Annotated in this window: 25 protein-coding genes; 20 read left to right on the forward strand and 5 right to left on the reverse strand. The window is 62.5% G+C overall.

Going from position 1 to position 23012, the window contains the following annotated elements; genetic code table 11:
- The first annotated feature begins 11 nt into the window (after window positions 1–11).
- The 8 genes from pgsA to GC119_RS08705 all read left to right on the forward strand — a co-directional run bounded on the left by pgsA (window position 12) and on the right by GC119_RS08705 (window position 5601).
- Window positions 12–620, forward strand: coding sequence for a CDP-diacylglycerol--glycerol-3-phosphate 3-phosphatidyltransferase (pgsA, locus tag GC119_RS08670; protein ID WP_070574458.1), 609 nt, complete (start codon window positions 12–14; stop codon window positions 618–620).
- A 5-nt stretch (window positions 621–625) separates the two neighbouring features.
- Window positions 626–1237 (forward strand): CinA family protein, encoded by a 612-nt coding sequence (locus tag GC119_RS08675; RefSeq protein WP_083304140.1) that lies wholly within the window; start codon window positions 626–628, stop codon window positions 1235–1237.
- Window positions 1238–1400: 163 nt separating this feature from the next.
- Window positions 1401–1715: a helix-turn-helix domain-containing protein gene (locus GC119_RS08680; protein WP_070574337.1), complete on the forward strand. Its 315-nt coding sequence runs from the start codon at window positions 1401–1403 to the stop codon at window positions 1713–1715.
- 10 nt (window positions 1716–1725) lie between these two features.
- Window positions 1726–1953, forward strand: coding sequence for a DUF3046 domain-containing protein (locus GC119_RS08685; protein WP_070574339.1), 228 nt, complete (start codon window positions 1726–1728; stop codon window positions 1951–1953).
- A 292-nt stretch (window positions 1954–2245) separates the two neighbouring features.
- Entirely contained in the window at window positions 2246–2830 is a 585-nt protein-coding gene (locus GC119_RS08690) for a hypothetical protein (RefSeq protein ID WP_141759550.1), read from the forward strand.
- Window positions 2831–3291: 461 nt separating this feature from the next.
- Window positions 3292–3717 carry a PKD domain-containing protein gene (locus GC119_RS08695; protein ID WP_070574344.1) on the forward strand — a complete coding sequence of 142 codons (426 nt, stop codon included), beginning with the start codon at window positions 3292–3294 and terminating at the stop codon, window positions 3715–3717.
- Window positions 3718–3962: 245 nt separating this feature from the next.
- The gene (gene recA, locus GC119_RS08700) at window positions 3963–5039 is read left to right on the forward strand and encodes a recombinase RecA (protein WP_070777154.1); all 1077 of its coding nucleotides are present in this window, start codon (window positions 3963–3965) and stop codon (window positions 5037–5039) included.
- Window positions 5032–5601 (forward strand): regulatory protein RecX, encoded by a 570-nt coding sequence (locus tag GC119_RS08705; protein WP_070777155.1) that lies wholly within the window; start codon window positions 5032–5034, stop codon window positions 5599–5601. Before recA ends, GC119_RS08705 begins: the two co-directional genes overlap by 8 nt.
- 40 nt (window positions 5602–5641) lie before the next feature.
- Here GC119_RS08705 and GC119_RS08710 read toward each other — a convergent pair whose 3' ends face one another.
- Window positions 5642–7156 carry a phytoene desaturase family protein gene (locus GC119_RS08710; RefSeq protein WP_083318921.1) on the reverse strand — a complete coding sequence of 505 codons (1515 nt, stop codon included), beginning with the start codon at window positions 7154–7156 and terminating at the stop codon, window positions 5642–5644.
- A gap of 86 nt (window positions 7157–7242) precedes the next feature.
- Here GC119_RS08710 and miaB point away from each other — a divergent pair, with 86 nt between their 5' ends.
- The 4 genes from miaB to dapF are packed head-to-tail and all read left to right on the forward strand — an operon-like array spanning window position 7243 to window position 11208.
- Complete coding sequence (gene miaB, locus GC119_RS08715; RefSeq protein WP_070777157.1) at window positions 7243–8733, forward strand: tRNA (N6-isopentenyl adenosine(37)-C2)-methylthiotransferase MiaB; 1491 nt, start codon at window positions 7243–7245, stop codon at window positions 8731–8733.
- Window positions 8734–8780: 47 nt separating this feature from the next.
- Window positions 8781–9383: a hypothetical protein gene (locus GC119_RS08720; protein ID WP_141759551.1), complete on the forward strand. Its 603-nt coding sequence runs from the start codon at window positions 8781–8783 to the stop codon at window positions 9381–9383.
- Window positions 9380–10303 carry a tRNA (adenosine(37)-N6)-dimethylallyltransferase MiaA gene (miaA, locus tag GC119_RS08725; RefSeq protein WP_070777159.1) on the forward strand — a complete coding sequence of 308 codons (924 nt, stop codon included), beginning with the start codon at window positions 9380–9382 and terminating at the stop codon, window positions 10301–10303. Before GC119_RS08720 ends, miaA begins: the two co-directional genes overlap by 4 nt.
- A complete protein-coding gene (gene dapF / locus GC119_RS08730) occupies window positions 10300–11208 on the forward strand; it encodes a diaminopimelate epimerase (RefSeq protein WP_070777160.1) in 909 nt (302 codons plus the stop codon). The genes miaA and dapF overlap by 4 nt, the downstream gene beginning before the upstream one ends.
- A 44-nt stretch (window positions 11209–11252) precedes the next feature.
- Here the strand turns inward: dapF and GC119_RS08735 are convergent, their stop codons facing one another.
- Window positions 11253–11870: a class I SAM-dependent methyltransferase gene (locus GC119_RS08735; RefSeq protein WP_070574358.1), complete on the reverse strand. Its 618-nt coding sequence runs from the start codon at window positions 11868–11870 to the stop codon at window positions 11253–11255.
- Between the two features lie 61 nt (window positions 11871–11931).
- On the opposite strand from GC119_RS08735, the gene hflX reads away from it, so the two are divergent.
- Both hflX and GC119_RS08745 read left to right on the forward strand, forming a co-directional pair.
- Window positions 11932–13620: a GTPase HflX gene (gene hflX, locus GC119_RS08740; protein WP_151952920.1), complete on the forward strand. Its 1689-nt coding sequence runs from the start codon at window positions 11932–11934 to the stop codon at window positions 13618–13620.
- On the forward strand, window positions 13617–15584 hold the full coding sequence (locus GC119_RS08745) for an ATP-dependent DNA helicase (RefSeq protein ID WP_151952921.1): 1968 nt from the start codon (window positions 13617–13619) through the stop codon (window positions 15582–15584). The genes hflX and GC119_RS08745 overlap by 4 nt, the downstream gene beginning before the upstream one ends.
- Here GC119_RS08745 and lexA read toward each other — a convergent pair.
- Window positions 15581–16333 carry a transcriptional repressor LexA gene (lexA, locus tag GC119_RS08750; RefSeq protein WP_070574365.1) on the reverse strand — a complete coding sequence of 251 codons (753 nt, stop codon included), beginning with the start codon at window positions 16331–16333 and terminating at the stop codon, window positions 15581–15583. The two genes, GC119_RS08745 and lexA, sit on opposite strands and share 4 nt — an antisense overlap.
- A gap of 269 nt (window positions 16334–16602) precedes the next feature.
- Between lexA and GC119_RS08755 the strand changes: the two genes are divergently transcribed.
- The 6 genes from GC119_RS08755 to GC119_RS08780 are packed head-to-tail and all read left to right on the forward strand — an operon-like array spanning window position 16603 to window position 20408.
- The gene (locus GC119_RS08755; protein WP_070574367.1) at window positions 16603–16935 is read left to right on the forward strand and encodes a LysM peptidoglycan-binding domain-containing protein; all 333 of its coding nucleotides are present in this window, start codon (window positions 16603–16605) and stop codon (window positions 16933–16935) included.
- 54 nt (window positions 16936–16989) lie between these two features.
- The gene (hisB, locus tag GC119_RS08760) at window positions 16990–17595 is read left to right on the forward strand and encodes an imidazoleglycerol-phosphate dehydratase HisB (protein WP_151952923.1); all 606 of its coding nucleotides are present in this window, start codon (window positions 16990–16992) and stop codon (window positions 17593–17595) included.
- Window positions 17592–18188: a hypothetical protein gene (locus GC119_RS08765; protein WP_070574371.1), complete on the forward strand. Its 597-nt coding sequence runs from the start codon at window positions 17592–17594 to the stop codon at window positions 18186–18188. The genes hisB and GC119_RS08765 overlap by 4 nt, the downstream gene beginning before the upstream one ends.
- On the forward strand, window positions 18185–18805 hold the full coding sequence (hisH, locus tag GC119_RS08770; RefSeq protein ID WP_151952924.1) for an imidazole glycerol phosphate synthase subunit HisH: 621 nt from the start codon (window positions 18185–18187) through the stop codon (window positions 18803–18805). The genes GC119_RS08765 and hisH overlap by 4 nt, the downstream gene beginning before the upstream one ends.
- Window positions 18806–18813: 8 nt before the next feature.
- Window positions 18814–19551: a bifunctional 1-(5-phosphoribosyl)-5-((5-phosphoribosylamino)methylideneamino)imidazole-4-carboxamide isomerase/phosphoribosylanthranilate isomerase PriA gene (priA, locus tag GC119_RS08775; protein ID WP_151952925.1), complete on the forward strand. Its 738-nt coding sequence runs from the start codon at window positions 18814–18816 to the stop codon at window positions 19549–19551.
- Complete coding sequence (locus GC119_RS08780) at window positions 19548–20408, forward strand: SseB family protein (protein ID WP_151952926.1); 861 nt, start codon at window positions 19548–19550, stop codon at window positions 20406–20408. Before priA ends, GC119_RS08780 begins: the two co-directional genes overlap by 4 nt.
- Window positions 20409–20928: 520 nt before the next feature.
- On the opposite strand, the gene GC119_RS08785 is transcribed toward GC119_RS08780, so the two are convergent.
- Window positions 20929–22428: a catalase gene (locus tag GC119_RS08785; RefSeq protein WP_151952927.1), complete on the reverse strand. Its 1500-nt coding sequence runs from the start codon at window positions 22426–22428 to the stop codon at window positions 20929–20931.
- A 22-nt stretch (window positions 22429–22450) separates the two neighbouring features.
- Window positions 22451–22882, reverse strand: a complete 432-nt coding sequence (locus GC119_RS08790; RefSeq protein WP_070574381.1) for a Fur family transcriptional regulator — start codon at window positions 22880–22882, stop codon at window positions 22451–22453.
- Window positions 22883–23012 lie beyond the last annotated feature (130 nt).

Consider the following 23012-nt stretch of genomic DNA (forward strand, 5'->3'; position numbering starts at 1 on the left):
CAGTGAGCATGATGGAAACTTCGACTCAGGCACCCAGTTCGTGGAATGTGCCCAACGCTTTGACGGTCCTGCGGATCCTCATGGTTCCGCTGTTCTTGTGGCTTCTGCTGGCCCAGGGCGGGCAGGACCCGGTCTTACGACTGTGGGCTTTCGGCATTTTCTGCCTGGCGATGATCACGGATTGGATTGACGGGACTATTGCCCGCAAGTACGGGCTGATCACCGACTTCGGAAAGATCGCCGACCCGATTGCCGACAAGGCGCTCATGTCTGCGGCGTTCATCGGCCTGGCGATCATCGGCGGGCCCGGCGGTCTGCCGTGGTGGGTGCCGGTCATCATCCTTGTGCGCGAATACGGCATTACCGCAATGCGCCTGATTGTGGTCAAGAAGATCGTGCTGCCGGCTTCGAAGGGCGGCAAGATCAAGACTGTTCTGCAGACTGTGGCCGTGGGCCTGCTGCTCCTGGTGGTTCCAGTTGGGCATTTGGGCATTTCCGGACTGACCGTGGGACTGCTCGTTGTGGCGTGGGTGATTCTCGTCGCCGCGATTGTGCAGACCCTGTGGTCGGGTATGCAGTACGTGGTCGATGTCGGCAAAGCGCTGAAGCAGGCGGGCTGACAGCCATGAGTGGACCGGGCGCGGTCGATACCGTCGAAGGCGGCGGGCCGCAGTCTGCTGAGCTGTCGTCTGCTGAGCCGGGGCCAGTGGAGCCGCGGTCTGCTGATCCGCGGCCCGGTGCCCGCGAAGTGATTGCGGCGGCATCACAGCGGGGTCTTACAATCGCAGCCTGCGAATCGCTGACCGCGGGCCTGCTTGCGGCTTCGCTGGCCGATGTGCCTGGCGCTTCGGCCGTTCTGCGCGGCGGATTGGTCACTTATGCCACCGAACTCAAGCACACGCTGGCCGGGGTTGACGCCGATCTTCTTGCGCAGCGCGGTGCGGTTGATCCTGATGTTGCACTGTCAATGGCCCGAGGCGCCGCCCAAGTCTGCGGTGCCGAGCTCGGGATCTCCTGTACGGGGGTTGCCGGACCGGATCCGCAGGACGGCAAACCCGTGGGACGGGTGTACATCGGGCTGTGGCAAACCGGTGGGGCCGGTCGACCTGGGGACAGTGGAGCCGACGCCGAAGGGTGCGGACACGTTCAGCGGTACGACTTTTCGGGCAGTCGAGCACAGATTCGCAGTCAGGTTGTCGACGCTGGTTTGGACCTGCTGGCTCGCGCTCTCGGCTGAGCACACTGGGGTGCCGGCAGATGGGAGCCGGGCAAGCTGAATGGTTCATCTGTGCTTGTGTCTGAGCCTGCCTGTAGTCTTGGGAACAAATCTTTGCCAGTCGTGGTTGTCTGTTAAGAATGAATGATCAACTGTTTACGAGTCGCCTAGAGGGAGGCCACCTATGACTCTCGTCCGCACGGAAATCGGCGACACCCTGCGCTCGGCGCGACGCCGTCAGAACCGCACCCTGCGGGACGTTTCTACCGGTGCGCGCGTGTCACTCGGCTACCTCAGCGAAATTGAACGCGGGCAGAAGGAAGCCTCGTCGGAGCTTCTGGCTTCTATCTGCTCTGCTCTCGACGTCCCGCTGTCCGCTGTTCTGCGGGAAGTCAGCGACCGCATCGCTCTGGCTGAAAGCGTCGAAATTCCGGACACCGTGCCAGCTGAAATGTCTGAAAGCTACTTGGGTGGGGACGCCCTGGCGCCCCAGCGATGATTGGCAGCTGATGCAGCACACGGTCTACTGGGAGCTCATGGAAGACGAATTCGGTGCGATGCGCGCCCGTTCGCTGCATACCGACCTCGCACTGAGTTCGCTTGACTCCCGCACGCCGGCCGAAGCTTTCGATGCCGGTTTTGAACCACGCGAAATCTGGGAAGCCGTCTGTGACAGCACAGGGGTTCCATTTGAACGCCGTTTGGGCAAAGACAAACCACTGTCGACACCGTTCTGAATCGCGTCGGGTTCTGGCGGAGCATGGTTTGCACCGGAGGAACATTCTGCAGATGAGGGCACAAACCGAGGCGAAAATACACGGATCGCCTCTGTTTGTGCCCTCATCTGCGCACTGATCGAAGCCTCAGCGGGTTTTATCCACAGATTCTCGGTGAGGTCTGGTAATGCGGGTCTCGAATCAATAGCCTGGAGACAGTTCACAAAGGTGTGGCGAACAGGAATTGATCATGTTCTCTCTGTCTGGACATTCTCGTAGTGGCGGCTCGTGCATGCGAAAAGTGCGTCGTGGAGTGGCTGCGGCGCTTGTTGGGTGTTTGGCTTTATCGGGGTGTTCGGGCGGAAAGCCCGAAGGCCAAGGCGCGGACGGGTCTGAATCTGGTTCGCCGTTCGCGGCTCCGGAGGACTCGACCCCGACTGTTCCTGAGTACAAGGTCGAAGACGGACTTGTGCTGTCAGCTGATGACAAACGGCTAGCCGACGAAGCGGTTGTCTTCTTCACGGAGTACATGGCCGCAGCGAACCGAGCTTACAAAGACGGCGGTGTCTACTGGGACAAGTACATCGACATGTCTGCCGAGGATCTTAAAAAGGCAAATGAACAGACCCGGGAGGACCAGGACACTAAGGGTTACAGGGCCGTGAACGACCTAAAGCATCAAACCCCAAAAATCCTAGATTTTGGGGCTGATGAGGACGCTGTCATCGTAGCCGCATGTTTGGATCTCAGGAATTGGGAGCGGGTATCGAATGAGGGGGCGTTTCGTCCAGAGGGTGAACGCGACTTGCCTGCAATGGGTTTCTATCTGCGGAAAGATAACGGCGTTTGGAAAGCAGCTGAGATGTACATAGAGAGTCCGTCATGCAATATCGACTGACACAAGCCGTGCTAATCGCTGCATTGTTTGCGGCGATATCTCTGGTGATGTGGCCACAACATGCTGTGGCAAGCGCGAACTGCGGTCTCTTCGACAGGACAATCAGTTGTTCCAACTCGTTGACGAAGAAAAGCAAAGTTTCTCGCAAACCGACACGTTCCAAGTCAGGGTCGGGATACACAAAAAAGCGTCCGAGCAGGCCCGCGGGCAATAAGTCGGGCGCTGGTTCGGCTGAGCCTCCTCCTCCGGTTGTTCGGTGGCACAACAAGTGTGGTGCGAGGCCGATTGCTGTTGATGGCGGTCATTGCTGGGTGCGGCATGAGCAGCCCCGGCAGCCAGCCGCCCCGAGTCCTCCCTCCCGCGGGCAGGCCCCGGTTCAAGAAGCGCCTGCGCTTCCCGCGGTTCCTGTTGTTACGCAGAGGGATTTTCAGTCTGTTCCTCTGTCCGCAGGGGTGGTTCACGTGTGGCCGAACGGCTGGGGTGTAGCTGGGAAGCGGACCGCGTTTTGGACCGAGGACACCACCCAGACGAAGACGCTGACGATGTTGGGCCAGCAGGTCACCGTCGAGGCCGTCCCGGTGTCGTGGCGGTGGGATTTTGGTGACGGAACGGTGAAGTGGACGCATTCACCGTGGCGCAAGCCGGTGAGCTTGGAGCGCGCTGGTTTCTATCATGTGTACAGCAAGGCTGAGCGCGTAAAGGTGACTGTCACGGTCAGGTATGAGGGCCGATACCGTGTGGGTGACGGTCCGTGGACGGATATTGATGGGACAGCTGAGAAGACAAGCCCACCGCGGGATGTCACTGTCTATCGGTATGAGAAGTATGTGGTCAGTGAGCACTGCAAGCGCCGCAATTGCCTAGAGGAAAATCGGGCCAACCGCTGAATTCCACCACTCGCACAGGCGGCTGCTGCAGCGCGCCATGGAGGCCTCCCAGGCAGGCTGTGGAGCAGCAAGAAGTTTCGCTGCGACCAGTCGAGCAGACACACCGGAAGCAATATAGAACACGTGTTCGGGTGCGTGTATTGTTGTCCTGCCAGCGAAAAAGTTATCCACAGCTTTTGAATTGGCGTTCTCTATGTCAGTGCCTCGGTCTACAGTCAGAGCACAACGTCCAATGAGGAGGATCCATGGCAAGCAAGCCAGCATCGCGCACCGCTGAAGAACGGGCAGCGGAACAGAAGACCAAAGCTCTTGACTCAGCGCTGGGGCAGATTGACCGGCAGTTCGGCAAAGGCGCCGTTATGCGTTTGGGTGACGAAGAGCGCCCGCCCATTGAAGCAATTCCCACTGGTTCGCTCGCGCTGGACGTAGCACTAGGCGTCGGCGGTCTGCCGCGCGGTCGCGTCATTGAAGTCTACGGCCCGGAATCATCCGGTAAAACCACCGTTGCGCTGCATGCTGTCGCCAGCGCTCAGCAGGCCGGCGGTCTAGCAGCGTTCATTGACGCCGAACACGCACTTGACCCGGTGTACGCCAAAGCGCTCGGCGTCGACACCGACAACCTTCTCGTGTCGCAGCCGGACACCGGTGAACAGGCTCTGGAAATTGCCGACATGCTGATTCGCTCCGGCGCTCTCGACATCATCGTCATCGACTCCGTCGCAGCTCTCGTGCCCAAGGCTGAAATCGAAGGCGAAATGGGCGACTCCCACGTGGGTCTGCAGGCGCGGCTGATGTCGCAGGCGCTTCGCAAGATCACCGGTGCGCTGGCCAACTCCAAGACCACCGCCATCTTCATCAACCAGCTGCGTGAAAAGGTCGGCGTCTTCTTCGGCTCACCCGAAGTCACCTCCGGTGGTAAAGCACTGAAGTTCTACGCCTCCGTGCGCATTGATGTTCGCCGCATTGAAACACTCAAAGAAGGCGCAGACGCCGTCGGCAACAAGACCCGCGCCAAAGTGGTCAAGAACAAGGTGGCTCCGCCCTTCAAGCAGGCTGAATTCGACATCATCTACGGCAAGGGAATTTCCCGCGAGGGCAGCATCATCGACATGGGCGTAGACAACGGCATCATCCGCAAATCCGGTTCCTGGTTCACCTATGACGGTGATCAACTGGGCCAGGGCAAAGAGAACGTGCGCCGCTTCCTAGCGGACAATCCTCAGCTGCGTGACGAAATCGAACTGAAGATCCTGACCAAGCTGGGCATTGTCGGCGCTGACGAATCAGCAGAAGAACAGGAGGAGACTCCGGCCAATGCCTGACACAGCTGGCACGGTGCGTCAGCTGCAGGAACAAATCGACGCGATCTCCGCGGAACATTCCGCGGAGAGACGCGACGATTACCGCATCCCCTCAGACGACCCTGAGTACAAGCGGGCGAAAAAGCGGGCACTCAACATCCTCAGTGCCCGCGACCATTCCTCAGCTGAACTGCGCGACAAACTGCTGAAGAAAGAACACCCCGAAGACGTCGTTGAGACCCTGATCGACAAACTCACCAACGCAAACCTGCTTGATGACAGGGCCTACGCTCACGGCTATGTGCGCGCCCAAAGACAGAGCCGCAGCCTGTCGAAGAAAGCTCTGCGCATGCAGATGCGCAAAAAGGGCCTACCTGACGGTGCGGTGGCAGAAGCACTCGAAGACGTCCATGCGGAAGACGAACACGAACTCGCGTTCTCTGTGGCAATGAAAAAGGCACACAGCACCCGCGGGCTTCCTCGAGAAGTCCGCGAACGCAGAATCCTCGGCATGCTCGCTCGTCGCGGATTCCCCACGGGCATCTGCCTCGACGTCACACGCCGAGCACTCGACGAAGTCTGACCTCAGCGGCTGGGCGGGCGCTCGGGTTAGTCCCCAGCTGTCAGCCGCCGGACCGCGGACTCAAGCTGACGGGCTCGTTTATGCCGAAGGTCTTGCGCAACACCGTGCGCATAGCCTCATAACCGCAAACACCATGCACACCGGGGCCCGGCACGGCAGCCGCTGAACACAGAGCAACCCGTGCCGTAGTCCCATCGACAGTGCGAACCAAACCAAAAGAATAGGGATCCCACGCAGGCCGAGGCCGGGCCACAAGGCGATACGCGTTAACACTGCCAGCCGCAATGTCACCGCCAACATAGTTCGCGTTGTGCTCACTCATCCTTGACGCAGGAACACAGCGCGAGGCAACAACAACATCGCGGAAGCCAGGAGCAAATCGCTCAATCTGCCGGACCACATGCTCCGTAACGTCAACGGAACACCCCAAGGGAACGTGTGCATAGGTCCACAGCGGGCGCAAACCGCTCGTCTCACGTGATGGATCAGCAACCGTCGGATCACTCGCGAGAACCAGCGGCAACGGCGGCATCACACCTTGGGAGACCGCATGCTGTGATGCAGCGATTTCCGACCACGTGCCGCCCAGGTGAACCGTGCCGGCCAGGCCTACATTCGGATCGCGCCACGGAACAGGGCCTGACAGAACAAGGTCAACCTTGGCAACACCACTGTGATGCCCAAGAGAGCGCAAGCTCCTCGTCACTGAGCCGGGTAAGTGCTCGGCAAAGATTCCTGCCGCAGCTTCCGCCGTCGTATCGCACAGATACGCTCGCGCAGGCGGCAACTGGGAAGAATCGGAAATATGAGCACCGGTGACAAATGACCCGCCATGGGCCTCAATGTCCGTCACAAGAGCATCCACAATCGTCTGAGACCCACCTCGCGGAATGGGCCAACCATCCCGGTGACCCGTCATCGCGAGCATGAGTCCCACGCCCGCAGACGACAGCGTTCCCAGACGACCAGGGGAGTGAGCTGCAACCCCACCCAACAGCGCACGCGCCCGAGCCTTAGAAAACAACCCCGCACCACCGGCCCGCGCGACCTTGACCACCGAACCAACAAAACGTGCAGCCGCGGCGGCACCTCGGGCCTTCAGAACCTCACGCGGCACGCTCCGCTTCGACCCCAGACCCAGCGCGACCACCGCCTCGGGAGCCTCAAGCAAAGGCAAGAACAGATCACGCCAACGCGAACCGTCGACACCCAGTTCGGCAGCTGTCCGATCCAGGCTGTGCCACGCAACCGCGGAAGGCTCATCCTCAAGAGGGTGCGCGTAGGAGGCTTCTGGCAGAAGCAGGTCGACACCTCGGGAAGGGAGATCAAAAGCAGAAAAGAAAGGCGAAGCAACAGCAAGGGGATGAACAGCCGAACACAGATCGTGCACAATCCCGTCAGCCAAACCCAGGTCCGCAGTGCGCGCCCCACCGCCCAGCGTTGGCTGAGCCTCGTACACGACAACCCGCAGACCCGCCCGAGCAGCCGTCACACCAGCCGCCAAACCATTCGGGCCCGAACCGATGACAACAACGTCAGGATGTGGGTCGCTCATGGTGCGCAGTATTCCACAGCGACAACAGCACCACCGGCCACACGACACTGCAGAACCCGCAAACCCAACGGCTAGAATGACGCCTGATGACTGAGGCAACGACGATGACTGACACAACCACAGCACGCCCTCGCACCTACGAGGTCAAAACCTACGGGTGCCAGATGAACGTGCACGACTCCGAAAGACTCTCGGGGCTTCTTGACGACGCCGGATACTCCCCAGCGCAGACCGGCGAACAGGCAGACATCGTCGTCTTCAACACCTGCGCGGTACGCGAAAACGCCGACAACCGCCTGTACGGAAATCTGGGCCGCTTAGCCGAGGTCAAAGAACAGCGCCCCGGCATGCAGATTGCCGTCGGCGGCTGTATGGCCCAAAAAGACCGCGATACCATCGTCAAACGCGCCCCATGGGTCGACGTGGTCTTCGGCACCCACAACATGGGATCACTGCCTGTGCTGCTCGAACGCGCACGCCACAACCAGGAAGCCCAAGTCGAGATCAAAGAAAGCCTCGACGTCTTCCCCTCGACCCTGCCCACCCGCCGCGAATCCACCCACTCCGGGTGGGTGTCGATTTCTGTGGGCTGCAACAACACGTGCACGTTCTGCATCGTCCCGGCTCTGCGCGGCAAAGAAAAAGACCGTCGCCCCGGCGACATCCTCGCCGAAGTCGAAGCACTCGCAGCCGAAGGCGTTGTCGAAGTGACCCTGTTGGGTCAGAACGTCAATTCCTACGGCACCGAATTCCGCGACAGGGGCGCATTCGCAAAACTGCTGCGCGCTGTCGGCCAGGTACCGCGCATTGAGCGCGTGCGCTTCACCAGTCCGCACCCGGCGGCATTCTCCGACGATGTCATCGACGCTATGGCCGAAACCCCCACCGTCATGCCGCAGCTGCACATGCCGCTGCAGTCCGGATCGGACAAAGTGCTCAAAGACATGCGGCGCTCCTATCGCACCAAACGGTTCATGGGCATCCTCGACAAAGTGCGCGAACGCATTCCGGGTGCCGCCATCACCACCGACATCATCGTCGGCTTCCCCGGAGAAACCGAAGAAGACTTCCAAGACACGATGGATATCGTCGAACAGGCCCGCTTCGCCCAAGCCTTCACGTTCCAGTACTCCATCCGCCCGGGCACCCCGGCGGCAGACATGGACAACCAGATCCCCAAGGACGTCGTCCAGGAGCGTTTCGAGCGCCTGACCGCTCTGCAAGACCGGATCTCCTTGGAAGAGAACGAGGCGCTGCTCGGCTCTGAAGCCGAAATCCTCGTGACCGGACTTCCCGATGCACTGCACGGCCGGTTCTCAGGCCGCGCCCGGGACAACCGGCTGGTTCATGTCAATGCCGACCCGGACACTCCCGTCCGCCCGGGCGACTTCGTGACCACCACGCTGACGGAGGCCAAGCCCTACTTCCTCATCGCGGATGCCCCATACACACTGCGCACATCCCCAGCCGGTGACGCGTGGGACCTCGCACAGGCAGACAGCTGTGGTGCAGGCTCCGGCTCAGCAGGTCCTGCTGGTCCCACTGTCCTGGGCATGCCGACCATCCGCACGCGATGACCTTCCGCGCCGCCGTTGTCCCAGCCGCGCCGGTGTACACGGCCGGCGTGACACGCACCCGGACACCAGCGGAAGACACGCTGCGCCAGTCCATGCTCACCGCGATCGCGTGGGCCGCGGGCGGCAGCACAGAAATCGGCATTGACGCTGACACCCCGATCGTCGGTCTCGGCGCGTACGGCATCGACCGAGGCGTCGACATGCACACGGGCGAGCTCCTCACCGGTAGCGCATGGCAGGCCGCGGTCGCTGAACTGCCCGATGAGGCCGCCCGTCAGGCTGTTCAGGACGCGTGCGCCCGCGCTGGATCGGCCGCCCTGCTGGCGGTCGAGGCGGGGCTGACCCCGGTCCCACTGGACCGCGCACAAGCCGCACTCATCACCTTCGACTTCTCTGCCACCTCGACCCCCGATGGGCCCCTGGCCCCCGTCGACGGCGCGGCAGAACACGACCGGGCCCTCATGGAAGCCATCAAAGCCGGTCAAGTTCAAGCCCTGGCACAAGCAGCGCAGGATTCCCGCACCTTTGCGTCGAACACCGAGTCGCTGCAGCGGCTGCTCAGCGCACACCGCCAGCCCGACGTCCACGTTGACTATGACGCAGAAACTCTCAGCACCCGCACCGCTGTGCTGCGGATGGAGTTTCCGTGACAGCGCACACCCGTCCGGTCATCAACATCGTCGGAGCAACGGCAACCGGCAAATCCGACCTCGCAGTCCGCCTAGCCGAACACTATGGCGGCGAAATCATCAACGCCGACGCCATGCAGTTCTATCGGGGAATGAACATCGGCACGGCAAAGATCACGCAGGCCGAAACCAGGGGAGTGCCGCACCACCTGCTCGACGTTCTCGACGTGACCCAAGACGCAAGCGTCAGCGAGTTCCAACAGCAAGCCCGCGCTCTCATCGCCGATATGCGAGCCCGAGGCGTGCAGCCCATCCTGGTGGGCGGGTCTGGCCTCTACGTGCGGGCGGCAACAGATGTCATGAACTTTCCGGGAACCGACCCGCACCTGCGCTCACGCCTGGAGCGAATAGCGCAGCTTGGCGGCACACACGACCTCCACGGGCTGCTGACGGAACTCGACCCGGAAGCCGGCGCGAAGATCAAGATCGAAGACACCCGGCGCATCGTGCGTGCCGTGGAAGTCATAGCGCTTACTGGTGAGACCTTCACATCGCACCTTCCCGAATACACCTACGTCATGCCGACCGTGCAGATCGGCCTGCGCATGAATCGCGATGACCTGCGTGAGCGCATCAGCACCCGCGTCCACTGCATGATTGAAAACGGCTGGGTTGACGAGGTTCGTGCGCTCATCGCCGCGGGCATAGAAGAATCGACAACCGCTTCTGCCGCAATCGGCTATCGACAGCTGATCGCCTATGTGCGCGGCACCATGACACTCGAAGAGGCCATCGAACAGACCATCATCCGCACGGGCCAGTTCGCCAAGCGGCAGGAAACCTGGTTCAAACGCGACCCGCGCATTCATTGGCTGCCTGCAGACGGCCCTGAGCTCTTCGACCAGGCGCTGGCCATCATCGACAGGCAGGAGACCGCATGAAACTCACCAAGGGCCACGGAACTGAAAACGACTTCCTCCTGTACGCCGACGACACTGTAAGGCTCGACTCGCACGCGATCGCCGCGATCTGCGACCGGCGCACAGGCATCGGCGCCGACGGCGTTATCCGTGCGGCGACCATCGGCTCAGTTGATGCACCAACAGCCCGCGTTGCCGAGGAAGCCGGCGCCCAGTGGTACATGGACTACCGCAACGCAGACGGCTCACCAGCGGAAATGTGCGGAAACGGGGTGAGGGTCTTCACTCATTTCCTACGCGAAACCGGGCTGCAGATGACCGAAAAGCTCATCATCGGAACAGCTGTCGGGCCCGTAACGGTGGAAACGACCACGAGCCCCTTCGCCAACGCTGCAGGCTCTGCTCACAACGCCGACTCAGCCACGTGGTACCGCGTTCGCCTGCCGCGCGGGCCCAAGCCGATAGCCGATGACGCCTTCGCCGCTGTTGCAAACCTCCGCCCGCCCAGACCCGCAGCGAGCGTCGACATGGAGAATCCCCACACCGTCGTCGCTGTGGCCCAAGCAGCTGAACTCGAAGCGCTCGACCTGCGCAAACCACCCGAAGTCCAGCCCGTACCGCCAGACGGCACGAACGTCGAGTTCATCGTCATCGAACAGGGCCCGCTGCCCGAAGTCACCAACCCCCGTCTGCAGAACGCAGGGCGTTTGAGCATGCGCGTATACGAACGAGGTGTCGGGGAGACCCGCGCGTGCGGCACCGGGGCGTGCGCGGCGGCGCTGGCCGCCAGCCACTGGGCCGGGAAGGCGGCACCTCGAGAATGGTTCGTTACCCAGCCGGGCGGAACAGTGCTCGTCGAGGTGGAAGATGATGTCGCGATTCTGTCCGGTCCCGCTGTTCTTACAGCAGAAGCGGCCCTTCTATGAGCGCCGCCGCCGTGGCGCTGTCACGCTGCCGGTATAGGCGGTCGTCACTTCGGCGCGACAGCTGAAAGGACCCGAAACCCCTTGGACGATGCGGCGCGGGAAACGGTGAAGCCTTCCGGCAGGTTTTCCTGCATCCATATCTGCAGCGAGTCTGAACCGAGGTTTTTGGCTACTGCGAGGAGTGCTTGCCCGCCGGGCTTCAGTCGGGGCAGCCAGGTCAGCAGAAGTTCGTGCAGCACGTCTTTGCCCACGCGGATCGGCGGGTTGGACCAGATCGCGTCAAAGCGCACATCGTCTGGAATCTGTTCGGCGGTGACGGGGCGGATTGAGTTAAGTCCCGCCTCGGCGGCATTCTTCTTTGTCAGCTGAAGTGAGCGTTCGTTGACATCGAGTGCCCAGACGCGCGTGGACGTCCCGGCATCGCGGGCGCTGAGACCGGCGTGCAGCGCTATCGGGCCCCAACCGCACCCAAGGTCCAGCACATTGCCGCAGGGAACCTCGGGCAGGTGGTCGAGCAGAACGGCGGTGCCTTTGTCAACGCGGCCGGGGGAGAACACGCCGGAGTCAGTCGTGACTGTCAGGTCGTGACCGGCCAGGCACACCTGCAGCGACCGTGGTCGTGACTGTGCGTTCGGGGTGGAAGAAAAATAGTGCTCGCTCACAGCCCTCAAGCCTACGCGCTCGCGGCACCGACAACCGCGCCCTGTGGGACAATGGGCCGCAATGCGAGAAGAAGACAAACTTTCAGCCCCCGGTGCCTCGAGTGCTGAAGACAGCACCCCCGGCAGCTCGGGTGAAGCCCCCGACGAAACCCGCTCCGGCACCTCAACAGGCGAGTCCAGCCGCGAAGACGACATCATCAACCGTGTACTGTCGCGGGCGGACTCATCGCTGACCGCAGCGGAGCTCGCCGCTGACGACGACACCAACTTCGATGTCCAGGAGCGTGCCGCACTGCGCCGTGTGGCCGGGCTGTCGACGGAACTCGAAGATGTCACGGAAGTCGAATACCGTGACGTCCGCCTGGAAAACGTGGTGCTCGCAGGCGTGTACACCGACGGTACGGCCGAAGCTGCTGAAGACTCCCTGCGGGAACTTGCCGCCCTTGCCGAAACAGCTGGATCGACTGTCCTCGACGGTGTGATTCAGCGGCGCGACACTCCGGACCCGGCCACCTACTTGGGCCGCGGCAAAGCCAGTGAACTTGCTGAAATCGTAGGTGCCGTGGGTGCTGACACCGTCATCTTCGACTCCGAACTCGCCCCTTCCCAGCGTCGTGCCCTCGAAGACGTCGTCAAGGTCAAAGTCGTCGACCGTGTGGCGCTCATCCTCGACATCTTCGCCCAGCACGCCAAGAGCCGCGAAGGCAAGGCACAGGTCGAACTCGCACAGCTGGAGTACCTGCTGCCGCGTCTGCGCGGCTGGGGTGAATCCATGTCGCGGCAGGCCGGTGGACAGGTGGCCGGCGGCGCGGGAATCGGTTCGCGCGGTCCCGGTGAGACCCAGATCGAACTCGACCGGCGGCGCATCCGCAAGCGGATGGCCAAACTGCGCCGCGATATTGCCAAAATGACGCCTGCCCGCGAAGTCAAACGGTCTTCGCGCAAACGCAATCGCATCCCGTCGGTCGCGATCGTCGGCTACACCAACGCGGGCAAGTCGAGCCTGCTCAACCGGCTGACCGATGCCGGGGTCATGGTGCAGAACGTCCTGTTCGCCACCCTCGACCCCACCGTCCGGGCAGCCGAGGCGGAAGACGGACGCACCTACACGCTGACCGACACGGTCGGCTTCGTGCGCAATCTGCCCCACCAGCTGGTCGAAGCGTTCCGCTCCAGCCTGGAAGAGGCCGGGCAGGCGGATGTGCTTCTCCACGTGGTCGACGGTTCGCACCCCGACCCGGAGGGACAGATCGCGGCCGTCCACGATGTCCTCGCCGATGTCGTCGAGCCTTCCGTGCCGGAACTCATTGTCATCAACAAGGCCGATATCGCCAAGCCCGATGCGGTTGCACGGCTTATGCGCCGCCACCCAGGGGCCGTGGCGGTCTCCGCGCACACCGGTGAGGGCCTGGACATTCTGCGCACGACAATCGCCGATGCGCTGCCGCACCCCGAATGCGAGCTCACCGCCCTCATTCCCTACAATCGCGGCGATCTGCTGTCCGCAGTTCACGAAGACGGCGAAATCGAGCGGATCGAGCACATTGACGAAGGCACTGTCGTTCACGCATTCGTCAACGGCGAACTCGCCGCCCAGCTCGAACCTTTCCGGCGGCCCGACATGTTCGCGGGCGCTTCATCTGACCCCAGCTCGCACGAGCTGCCGATTCCCACAGCCGCGCCTACCTCGCCCGAGCCCGTCACACCCGATCCCACCTCGCATGATGAACCCGCGGGGGAGCGCGCGTGAAGGACGCTGCCGAGCTGCTGGAGAAAGCCGTCGCCGCACTGCACGGCAGTCCCCGCGAAGGCCAACAGCAGATGGCCGAGGCTGTGAACTCGGCGCTCGAAACCGAAACGCACCTGCTGGTGCAGGCCGGGACAGGCACGGGAAAGTCCTTGGGCTACCTCGTGCCCGCGGTGCGCTATGCCGTCGGCTCCGGCGAGCGGGTGATCGTCTCCACCGCAACGCTGGCGCTGCAGGCACAGATCGTCGACCGGGACATCCCGCGGCTGGCAAAAGCCCTGCGCGACGACCTCGGACGCCGACCGAGTGCGGCCGTACTCAAGGGACGCCGCAATTACCTGTGCAAACACAAACTCGCCGGCGGATACCCGGATGACGAGGCGGGGCTCCTGTTCGACACGGGAGCTGACGATGCGGCACACCGGGGCGGATCCATGAGCGCCCTGGAATCTGAGATCGCCCGCATCCGCTCGTGGGAACAGTCCACAGATACGGGCGACCGCGACGATTTGGCGCCCGGAGTCTCCGACCGCACGTGGTCCCATGTGTCCGTCAACGCCTACGACTGCCTGGGCCAAAAGTGTCCCATGGTCGAAGAATGCTGGGCTGAACTTGCACGCACAAAAGCCTCTGGTGCTGACGTCGTAGTCACCAATCACGCCCTGCTGGCAATTGATGCCTTCGGCGAAAATTCAGTGCTGCCGTCCCATTCGGCAGTCATTATTGACGAAGCCCACGAACTGCGCGACCGCGTGACATCGGCCCTCACCGGCAGTCTGACCGACACGATGCTCTCAGCGGCCCACTCGGCGGCAAGGAAGCACTCGGGGGCAACACCGGCGGCGCTCAGCGATTTCGACACTGCCCGCACGTCGCTGTCTGATGCGCTGGCGCAGGCGGAAGCGGGTCTGCTGCGGATGTGGCCCGAGCCCCTGCAGGACGCGGTCGTGGCTCTGCGTGACAGTGCTCGCACACTGCTGAGCGCCTGCGGTGAGGCCGAGCGGGGCAAAGAGGCCGATTCGGGCTTGACGGTTGCGCGCGCTCGCATTCAGGAGGTCTTCGATCTTGCGGAGAGAATGACCGACGGCAGCGCCAACGACGTCGTCTGGGTCAGCCGCAGTTCGTTTCGGGGTACGGAGACCGTCAGCCTCGTGATCGCTCCGCTGTCGGTTGCCGGCACCATGCGCCGCGGCCTGTTTGAAGAAGCAACCGTTGTCGCAACATCTGCAACCCTGGCGCTGGGCGGCCGATTCGAACCGGTCGCAGCGTCACTCGGTCTGGAGGGCCCTGACAGTCCGCGCTATGACAGCCTCGACGTGGGCTCACCGTTTGACTACCCCAAACAGGGCATCCTCTACGTTGCCGGCCATCTGCCCAAACCCGGCCGCGGAGGCCTCAACGTCGAACAGCTCGAAGAGCTGCGCGAACTCATAGAATCCTCCCGCGGGGGAGCGCTGGGACTGTTCTCATCGAAAGCCGCGGCCGAGCAGGCAGCCGAATACATGCGCGAGCACACCGATCTGCCGATTCTGCTGCAGGGCGAAGACGGCCTGGGCAGCCTGGTGCGGTCCTTCAGCTCCGATGCCGACTCCAGCCTGTTCGGCACCATCTCCCTGTGGCAGGGAGTCGACGTTCCCGGTGATGTCTGCCGCCTGGTCCTGATCGACCGGATTCCCTTTCCCCGCCCGGACGATCCTCTCTCCACCGCCCGCACGGAAGCTGCCACCCGCCGAGGTGCCAACGGCTTCATGGCCGTCTCTGCAACTCACGCTGCTCTCAAGCTGGCACAGGGGGCCGGCAGACTCATCCGCTCAACATCGGATCGGGGTGTCGTCGCGGTGCTTGATTCGCGCTTGCGAACGGCTCGCTACGCGAACTTCCTCATGGCAACACTGCCGCCCATGTGGAGAACAGAGAGCCCCGCGGTGGTCCGCGGGGCTCTCGAAAGGCTCAAACCGGAAGACTAGATGCGCCGGATGACCGCGGTCACAACACCCATGATGGTGGCAAAGGTGCCGTCAATGGGGGCGTAGTCAGGGTTCTGCGGCAGCAGCCATTGTTTGCCGTCCTTGCGCTTGAGCGTCTTGACCGTGGCTTCGTCATCCAGAAGGGCGGCGACTATTTCACCGTTCTCGGCGGTCGGCTGGCTGCGCACCACAACCCAGTCGCCGTGGCAGATGGCCGCATCGATCATCGAGTCTCCGACGACGTTGAGCAGGAACAGATTGTCCCCGGCGCCGACTAGCTGGCGCGGCAGCACGAACACGTCGTCCACGTTCTGCTCTGCCGTAATGGGACCGCCGGCGGCAATGCGGCCGACCACTGGTACGGCGGCCGCGTTCGAGGAGCTCTCCACCGCTGGGGCTTCGGCGACCTCAGCGGGGTTGACAACCTCGATCGCCCGCGGACGCTTGGGGTCGCGCCGCAGATAGCCGAGCTTCTCGAGCTGATTGAGCTGGTGTGCAACAGACGACAGTGAGGCCAGCCCCACCGACTTTCCGATCTCGCGCATGCTCGGCGGATAGCCGTTGCTGTGCACTGACGCTTCAATGGTCTCCAGCACCTGCCGCTGACGGGCAGACAGTGAACGGTCGTCCGCGGCAGCTGAAGCGACCGGCAGGGAAGACTCGCTGTCACGGTGCCTGCGGAACGTGCTGACCTCCTTGGCCACATCGGTGTCGCGCGGGCGGCCGCGAGTTCGACGCGACTGAGTCATGACTCTGTCCTCTCAGCCCAAACCCTGACGTTTCTGCCGGTCAGAAGTGTGGAGCAGGTTATGTCAGTGCCTCGTGGGAGGCTCTGAAGCGTGGGAATCGGATGCAGTGTTCGAATCTATTTTCACATAGATGTTCGACAAACAGCGGATTCTGTTCTAATGTGTGTCTTAGAACATCAGTTCGAATAATGCGAATGGCCGTGGGGCAAGCGGCCGTCCGCGCCATCGCATTGTCGGGGTCGAAGGCTTCGGCTGTGTTAGGAGGAAGAATGCACACGCTCGCTCGCGCATCGCACCGTTCGGTAAGGGAAGGCCGGATCTTTTGGGTGCGCCGCATGGTGGCTCTCGCCGTCATTGCAGTGGTTGCTCTGTGTGCTGTCCTCCTCATCCGGCCGGAGGCTTCGGCCTCGAATGCGGAACCGGCTTTTGCTGATGACACCCGGGTGGTCGTCGTAGAAGAGGGCCAATCACTGTGGGAAATCGCCCGCGAAGCAGCCGGCTCGGAAGATGTTCGCGACGTCCTTACCGTCATCGTCGACATGAACGGGCTTGACTCATCGACGGTTCACCCTGGTCAGCGTATTCTCGTGCCCTCCCGATAGGATTGGGGCGACCGCGCCGCGCGGTCGGTCGCAGCCGAACGGAAACGAGGATTGATGCCCCAGAGGATCGGGACGGCGTCACGTCATACCAGCGAATCAAAGGTCGATGTCACAATTGATCTTGACGGAACAGGGAAGTCCGAGATCTCCACGGGCGTGCCTTTCTACGACCACATGCTTGACGCTCTGGCCCGCCACTCTCTGTGCGACCTGACGGTCAAGGCCGAAGGCGACATCGATATCGACGTCCACCACACTGTCGAAGACAGCGCCATCACCATCGGTTGGGCGCTGAAAGACGCGGTCGGAGACAAAGCGGGCATTCGACGCTACGGCGACGCCGCCGTTCCCCTTGACGAAGCCCTCGCACAGGCCGTTGTCGACATCAGCGGCCGCCCGTATTTCGTCCACACCGGTGAACCCGAGGGCTTCCAGTACGCCATGATCGGCGGTCACTTCACCGGCTCTATGGTCAGCCACGCTCTGGAATCTCTGTCCATCAACGCGGGCCTGACCGTCCACCTCGCGCTCGTCGCAGGCCGGGACCCCCACCACATAGCGGAAGCAGAATTCAAAGCCTTCGCTCGTGCCCTTCGCATGGCACTTGAAGCCGACCCGCGCACCGGTGGGGCCATCCCCTCCACTAAGGGGGCCCTGTGAACACGGCGCTCGTAGTCACACCCTTCGGCGATCCCAAGCAGCTCGCTGCGGCTTGCGTGCTCAGCGACATTCGCGGCTCCGTCGTGCCCGTCGGCGGCTTCTCGGCCATTGTTCTTGACAACGCCAGCCGCGAACACGCCACGGAAGTCACCCAGAAGCTGTCGAAAATGGCAGGCCGCTACGAAGTCCTGCTGCTCGTCCGCGAAGACGACGCCATAGCGTCCGGGCATTACCGCGCAGGCAAACGGCAATCGGAAGTTCCCGCGGGTCTGGCCCTGCAGAATCTGCCCGAGGACGTTGAACGCCTGCTGCTGGGACAAGCTGAGCCTGCCGACATCGAAGGTGCCCAGCACACAGCCGACATCAGCAAAATGCAGGCAAGCGCACTGACCATGACAGGTGCCCGCGCTGCAATTGCGCGCACCGCAATCGTCTGGATGATCGTGGCCGCGGCTGCGTTCATCGCGCTGGTCATCGGCGCCGTTGTCGCCCTCAGCGGCCCCTGGTACATGTGGATTGCCACGGCACTGGCCGCGGGTGTGTTCGGATTCAGCCTCTTCCGCATCAACAAGCTGCTGGGGCGCAGACAATGACTACGGTGGCGGTTCTCGATGCCGGGTCGGGCAATGTGCGCTCTGCCGTGCGGGCGCTTGAAGCCGCCGGCGCCGAGGTCCAGCTGACCGCCCAGCCGCAGTACCTGCTGGCGGCCGACGGGCTCGTAGTGCCGGGCGTCGGGGCCTTCGCATCCGTCATGAACGAACTGCGAGCCGTTGGCGCGCCCGCCATTATCCGCGAAAGGACTGAACGCGGGATGCCGGTCTTGGGCATCTGCGTGGGCCTGCAGGTCATGTTCGAGCAGGGCACCGAACACGGTCTGACTGCCGAAGGGCTCGGCTTGTGGAATGGGTCTGTGACAAAGCTTTCAGCCCGCGTTGTGCCTCACATGGGCTGGACCACGGTGCGGCCACCGCAAGGTTCGCTGCTGTTCAACGGAATCACCGACGAACACTTCTACTTCGTCCATTCCTACGCCGCGCACACCGCGCCCAGCACAGGGGAGGCAACGTACGCAGAGCACGGCGAAAAGTTCATTGCCGCGGTTGAGGACGGCCCTCTGAGCGCTGTGCAGTTCCATCCGGAAAAATCTGGTTCGGCAGGGCTGAAGCTTCTTGCCAACTGGATCGCCAGCCTCGACGATTCCCACACCTAGGAGAAACAGTGACCGAAGCAGACCGCCTTGTGCTCTTTCCCGCAGTCGACATTGTCGGCGGCAAGGCCGTTCGCCTGCACCAGGGCGAGGCCGGCACCGAAACCGACTACGGGCAGCCGTTGGAAAACGCTGTGAAGTTTCAGGAGGCCGGAGCGGAATGGCTCCATCTGGTCGACCTCGACGCTGCTTTCGGTCGCGGTGACAACCGCGAGCTCATCAAGGAGCTCATCGCCTCGGTTGATCTCAAGGTCGAACTCTCCGGCGGAATTCGCGATTCAGCGGCACTCGAAGCCGCTCTGGAAATCGGTGCAGCTCGCGTCAACATCGGCACCGCCGCAATTGAAAACCCCACATGGACTGCCGACGTCATCCGCCAACATGGCGACGCCGTTGCGGTTGGACTCGACGTGCGCGGTGATGTGCTCGCCGGCCGCGGCTGGACGAAAGAAGGCCGAAGCCTGTGGGACGTCCTCGAAGAACTCGAAGCCGCGGGCTGTTCGCGCTACGTCGTCACCGACATCAACACTGACGGCACCCTCAACGGCCCCAACACGGAGCTTCTGCAGAAGATCGCAACCACCACGGGCACGCCGATCACCGCATCCGGCGGCATCTCGTCACTCGATGACCTTGCTGCCCTGCGCAAGCTCGTTCCAGCGGGCGTGGACTCCGCAATCATCGGCAAGGCTCTCTACGCCGGTCGATTCACCATGAGCGAAGCACTCGAAGTCGCCGGGCGTCCATGACAGACAGCACGCCAGACGAGCCTCAGCTGCCCGAACACCTGAAAGCTGTGTTCGGAGGTGCCGTGAGGTCAGATGGTTTTGCATCGCCTGACGGTCAGACTGACTTTGACTCTGCGGGCAAGGGCCATCAGGCTGACTCCGCGGGTACCGCGTGGAAGGGTCGTGAACTCAAGCCGAATCCCTTCGCCGGTGACACCGGCGAAGCCGACCCGCAGGTGACCGCGGCCCTCAACAATGCAACGGCAAATCCTTTTGACCCGACGGCCCACATCGGCGTAGTCGAGGCGCTCAAAGACTCGCGTGTTTACGCCCCCATTCTTCCGGAAGCGCTCAGCAAGTCCGTGGGGGAACACGGGCTCATGGTCGACAACAGCTCGGATATGGCCATGGTGCGTCTGTCATCCGAAGACGGGCGCGAGGCCACACCGTGCTTCACCGCCATTCCGCTTCTCACCCAGTGGGGGACTCAGGCCAGGCCCGTGCCGATCGAGGCCGAGCGCCTGGGCCTGGGTGCAGTTGACGAAGGCTCCCAACTGGTCATCATCGACCCTGGCAGTGATCACGCATTTCTGCTGCGCAGGCCGGCACTGTGGGCTTTTGTGCAAGGGCACGCCTGGACGCCATCGTGGGCCGACCGGGAAGTCGCGCAGGCCATTGGAGAAGCCGCGGCGCAGTTTCCATGGATCGCATCGGTCGGCGCAGGACCAGGCAGCAGAAGGATAGTGACGGGAGGTCCCGAACTGGCAATCATCCTCACACTGGAGGGTGAACCAGATTTCAGTGCCTTCCATGCCCGCCTGGCAGAGCACCCCGTCATCGTCGACCGCGTCGATTCTCTGACCATCACCGTCCGCTGAGCTCAAAGGCCATAGCCCACACCCTTTGCCCCAAGGCCATTAGCCACGTCCGAACCCCGGGGCTGCAAGCCGCACCTGACTCCAAAGGCTTTAAGCCGCACGCGCACCTGACCTGAAGGGCCATAAGCAGTACAGGCGGATAGCCGCGGGTGCCGCACAACCGCCCTCCACCTCGGCACCCAGCTTGACTTGGGCACCCAGGCTCCACCTGCGCCCACGCTTTAGCAACAGAAACTCCCGTTAGCAGTTGCTGTTTTCGGGTGGATCCGCAGCTAAGGGGAGTTTGTGTGCGGCTAAAGCGTAGATTCCGGCTAAGGGGTGCTTCCGTACGGTCTGAACTCGCCAGAAGGGCATGTGCGAGAAACCGCAAGCGCTGCAACGCCCCCGCCCACCAAAACAACACCCAAACGCAAAAACACGAACGCCCCGACAGAGAATCTGCCGGGGCGCCCGTGTTTTCAGCCAAAGCCGCGCCAAGCTAACGCATAACGCGCAGCGCAGCTAACGCAGCTGAAGAAGATCAGGCCTGTTCCTGCTTCTTCTTAGCTTCGGTGACAACAGTTTCGATGCGGTTGCCGAGCTCTTCGTCGACGTTCTTCCAGTACTGGAAGACCTTGGGCAACAGCTCCTTGTCCCATACGCCCATGACGTGACCGGAGATGTTGTGAACCAGGCGGTCGCGAGCAGCGTCGTCGAGCACGTTGCGCACAAGCTCGCCGGCCTGGTTGAAATCACCGTCGTTTTCGCGCAGCGTCTGAGCGGAGCGAACGACGTCCGACTGCGGAACGTCAACCAGGTTGACGTCGGTAGCGGCGGACTCATCCGCATGCGGGCCGTCGTACGAGTTCGGTGCGTACTCAGGCTGGTCGGCCGGGTACAGTTCGTACCGCATCTGGCCGTCGCGGCTGTAGTTGTGCTTGGGCGACTTCGGACGGTTCACCGGCAGCTGGGCGTAGTTCGGCCCGATGCGGTGACGGTGGGTGTCCGGGTAGGAGAACAGGCGGCCCATGAGCATCTTGTCAGGCGACAGTCCGGTGCCCGGAACGAGCGAAGCCGGGTTGAATGCGGCCTGCTCGATCTGTGCGAAGAAGTCTTCCGGGTTGCGGTTGAGCTCCATCTTGCCGACCTCGATCAGTGGGTAGTCCTTGTGGGACACCGTCTTGGTGACGTCGAAGATGTTGGTGCCGTAGGTGAAGCCCTCTTCGTAGGGGATGACCTGAACGGACAGGGTCCACGTGGGGAAGTTGCCTTCCTTGATGGCTTCGAACAGGTCGCGGCGGTGGAAGTCAGCGTCGATGCCGGCCATTTCGTCGGCGTCATCAGCGGAGAAGCCTTCGTGGCCGTACTTGTCGATGAATTCCTGCTTCTGGTCCGAGTGGAAGTGGTACTTGACCCAGAAGCGTTCGCCGGCTTCGTTGATCCACTGGAAGGTGTGGGATGCGTAGCCGTTCATTTCACGCCACGAGCGCGGGATGCCGCGGTCGCCCATGAGGTAGGTGACCTGGTGGGCCGATGCGGGTTCGTTGACCCAGAAGTCCCACTGCATGTTGTGATCGCGCAGGCCGGTCTGCGAGCTGCGCTTCTGCGAGTGGATGAAGTCGGGGAACTGGATGGCGTCGCGGATGAAGAAGATCGGGGTGTTATTGCCCACGATGTCGAGGTTGCCCTCTTCGGTGTAGAACTTCAGTGCGAAGCCGCGGGGGTCGCGCCAGGTGTCGGGCGAGCCCTGTTCGCCGGCGACGGTCGAGAAGCGGGCGAGCATTTCGGTTTCGGCACCGGGCTGGAAGACCTTGGCCTTGGTGTACTTGGAAACATCGCCGGTGACGGTGAACGTGCCGAAAGCTCCGCCGCCCTTGGCGTGGACGACGCGCTCGGGAACGCGTTCGCGGTCAAACTGTGCGAGCTTCTCAACCAGGTAGTAGTCCTGCAGAAGCGTGGGGCCGTCAGCGCCGAGCGTCAGCGAGTGAACGTCGCTGCCGACTGGGATGCCGAAGTTGTCGGTTGTGCGGTTGGTTGCCATGAGTCCTCCTGGGTTGTCGGAGTTACAGAGAGTTCCTGAGCTCGCACTGGGGGCACTGCCCCCAGTAGACGACTTCGGCTTCGTCGATTGTGAAGCCGAAGTCCTCGGCGGGGCTCAGGCACGGAGCACTGCCGGGTGCGCAGGCGACATCGCGGATGTCACCGCATGTTCGGCACACGAGGTGATGGTGATTGTCGTTGCGGTTGATTTCGTATCTGGCCGACGCGAAGCCGGCCGGATCGATGACCCTGACAAGCTGTGTGCGCGCGAACGCGCTGAGCACGTCGTACACCGTCTGCACTGACACCGTGCCGAGTTTTTCGCGCACTGCGCGGAAGACCTTGTCGGCGTCTGCGTGGGTGTGGTCGTGTTCCAACACGTCATAGACCGCCAGACGGGGCGCAGTCACGCGCAGTCCGGCGGCTCTGATCGTGTCGGCAGCACTCGTGGTCACAACTCAACCGTAGGCGTTTTCTGGAATGAGTCCAAGAAAGGGGAGCCTAACTCGCCAAAAGGCCGCTCGGCACCACGAGGTGCCGGCTGGGAATGCGTGCTTCGTTTGGAAGTGTCGGGCCGTGCGGGGG

It is taken from the genome of Brevibacterium sp. Marseille-P9724 (assembly GCF_902500275.1).
Taxonomy (GTDB): domain Bacteria; phylum Actinomycetota; class Actinomycetes; order Actinomycetales; family Brevibacteriaceae; genus Brevibacterium.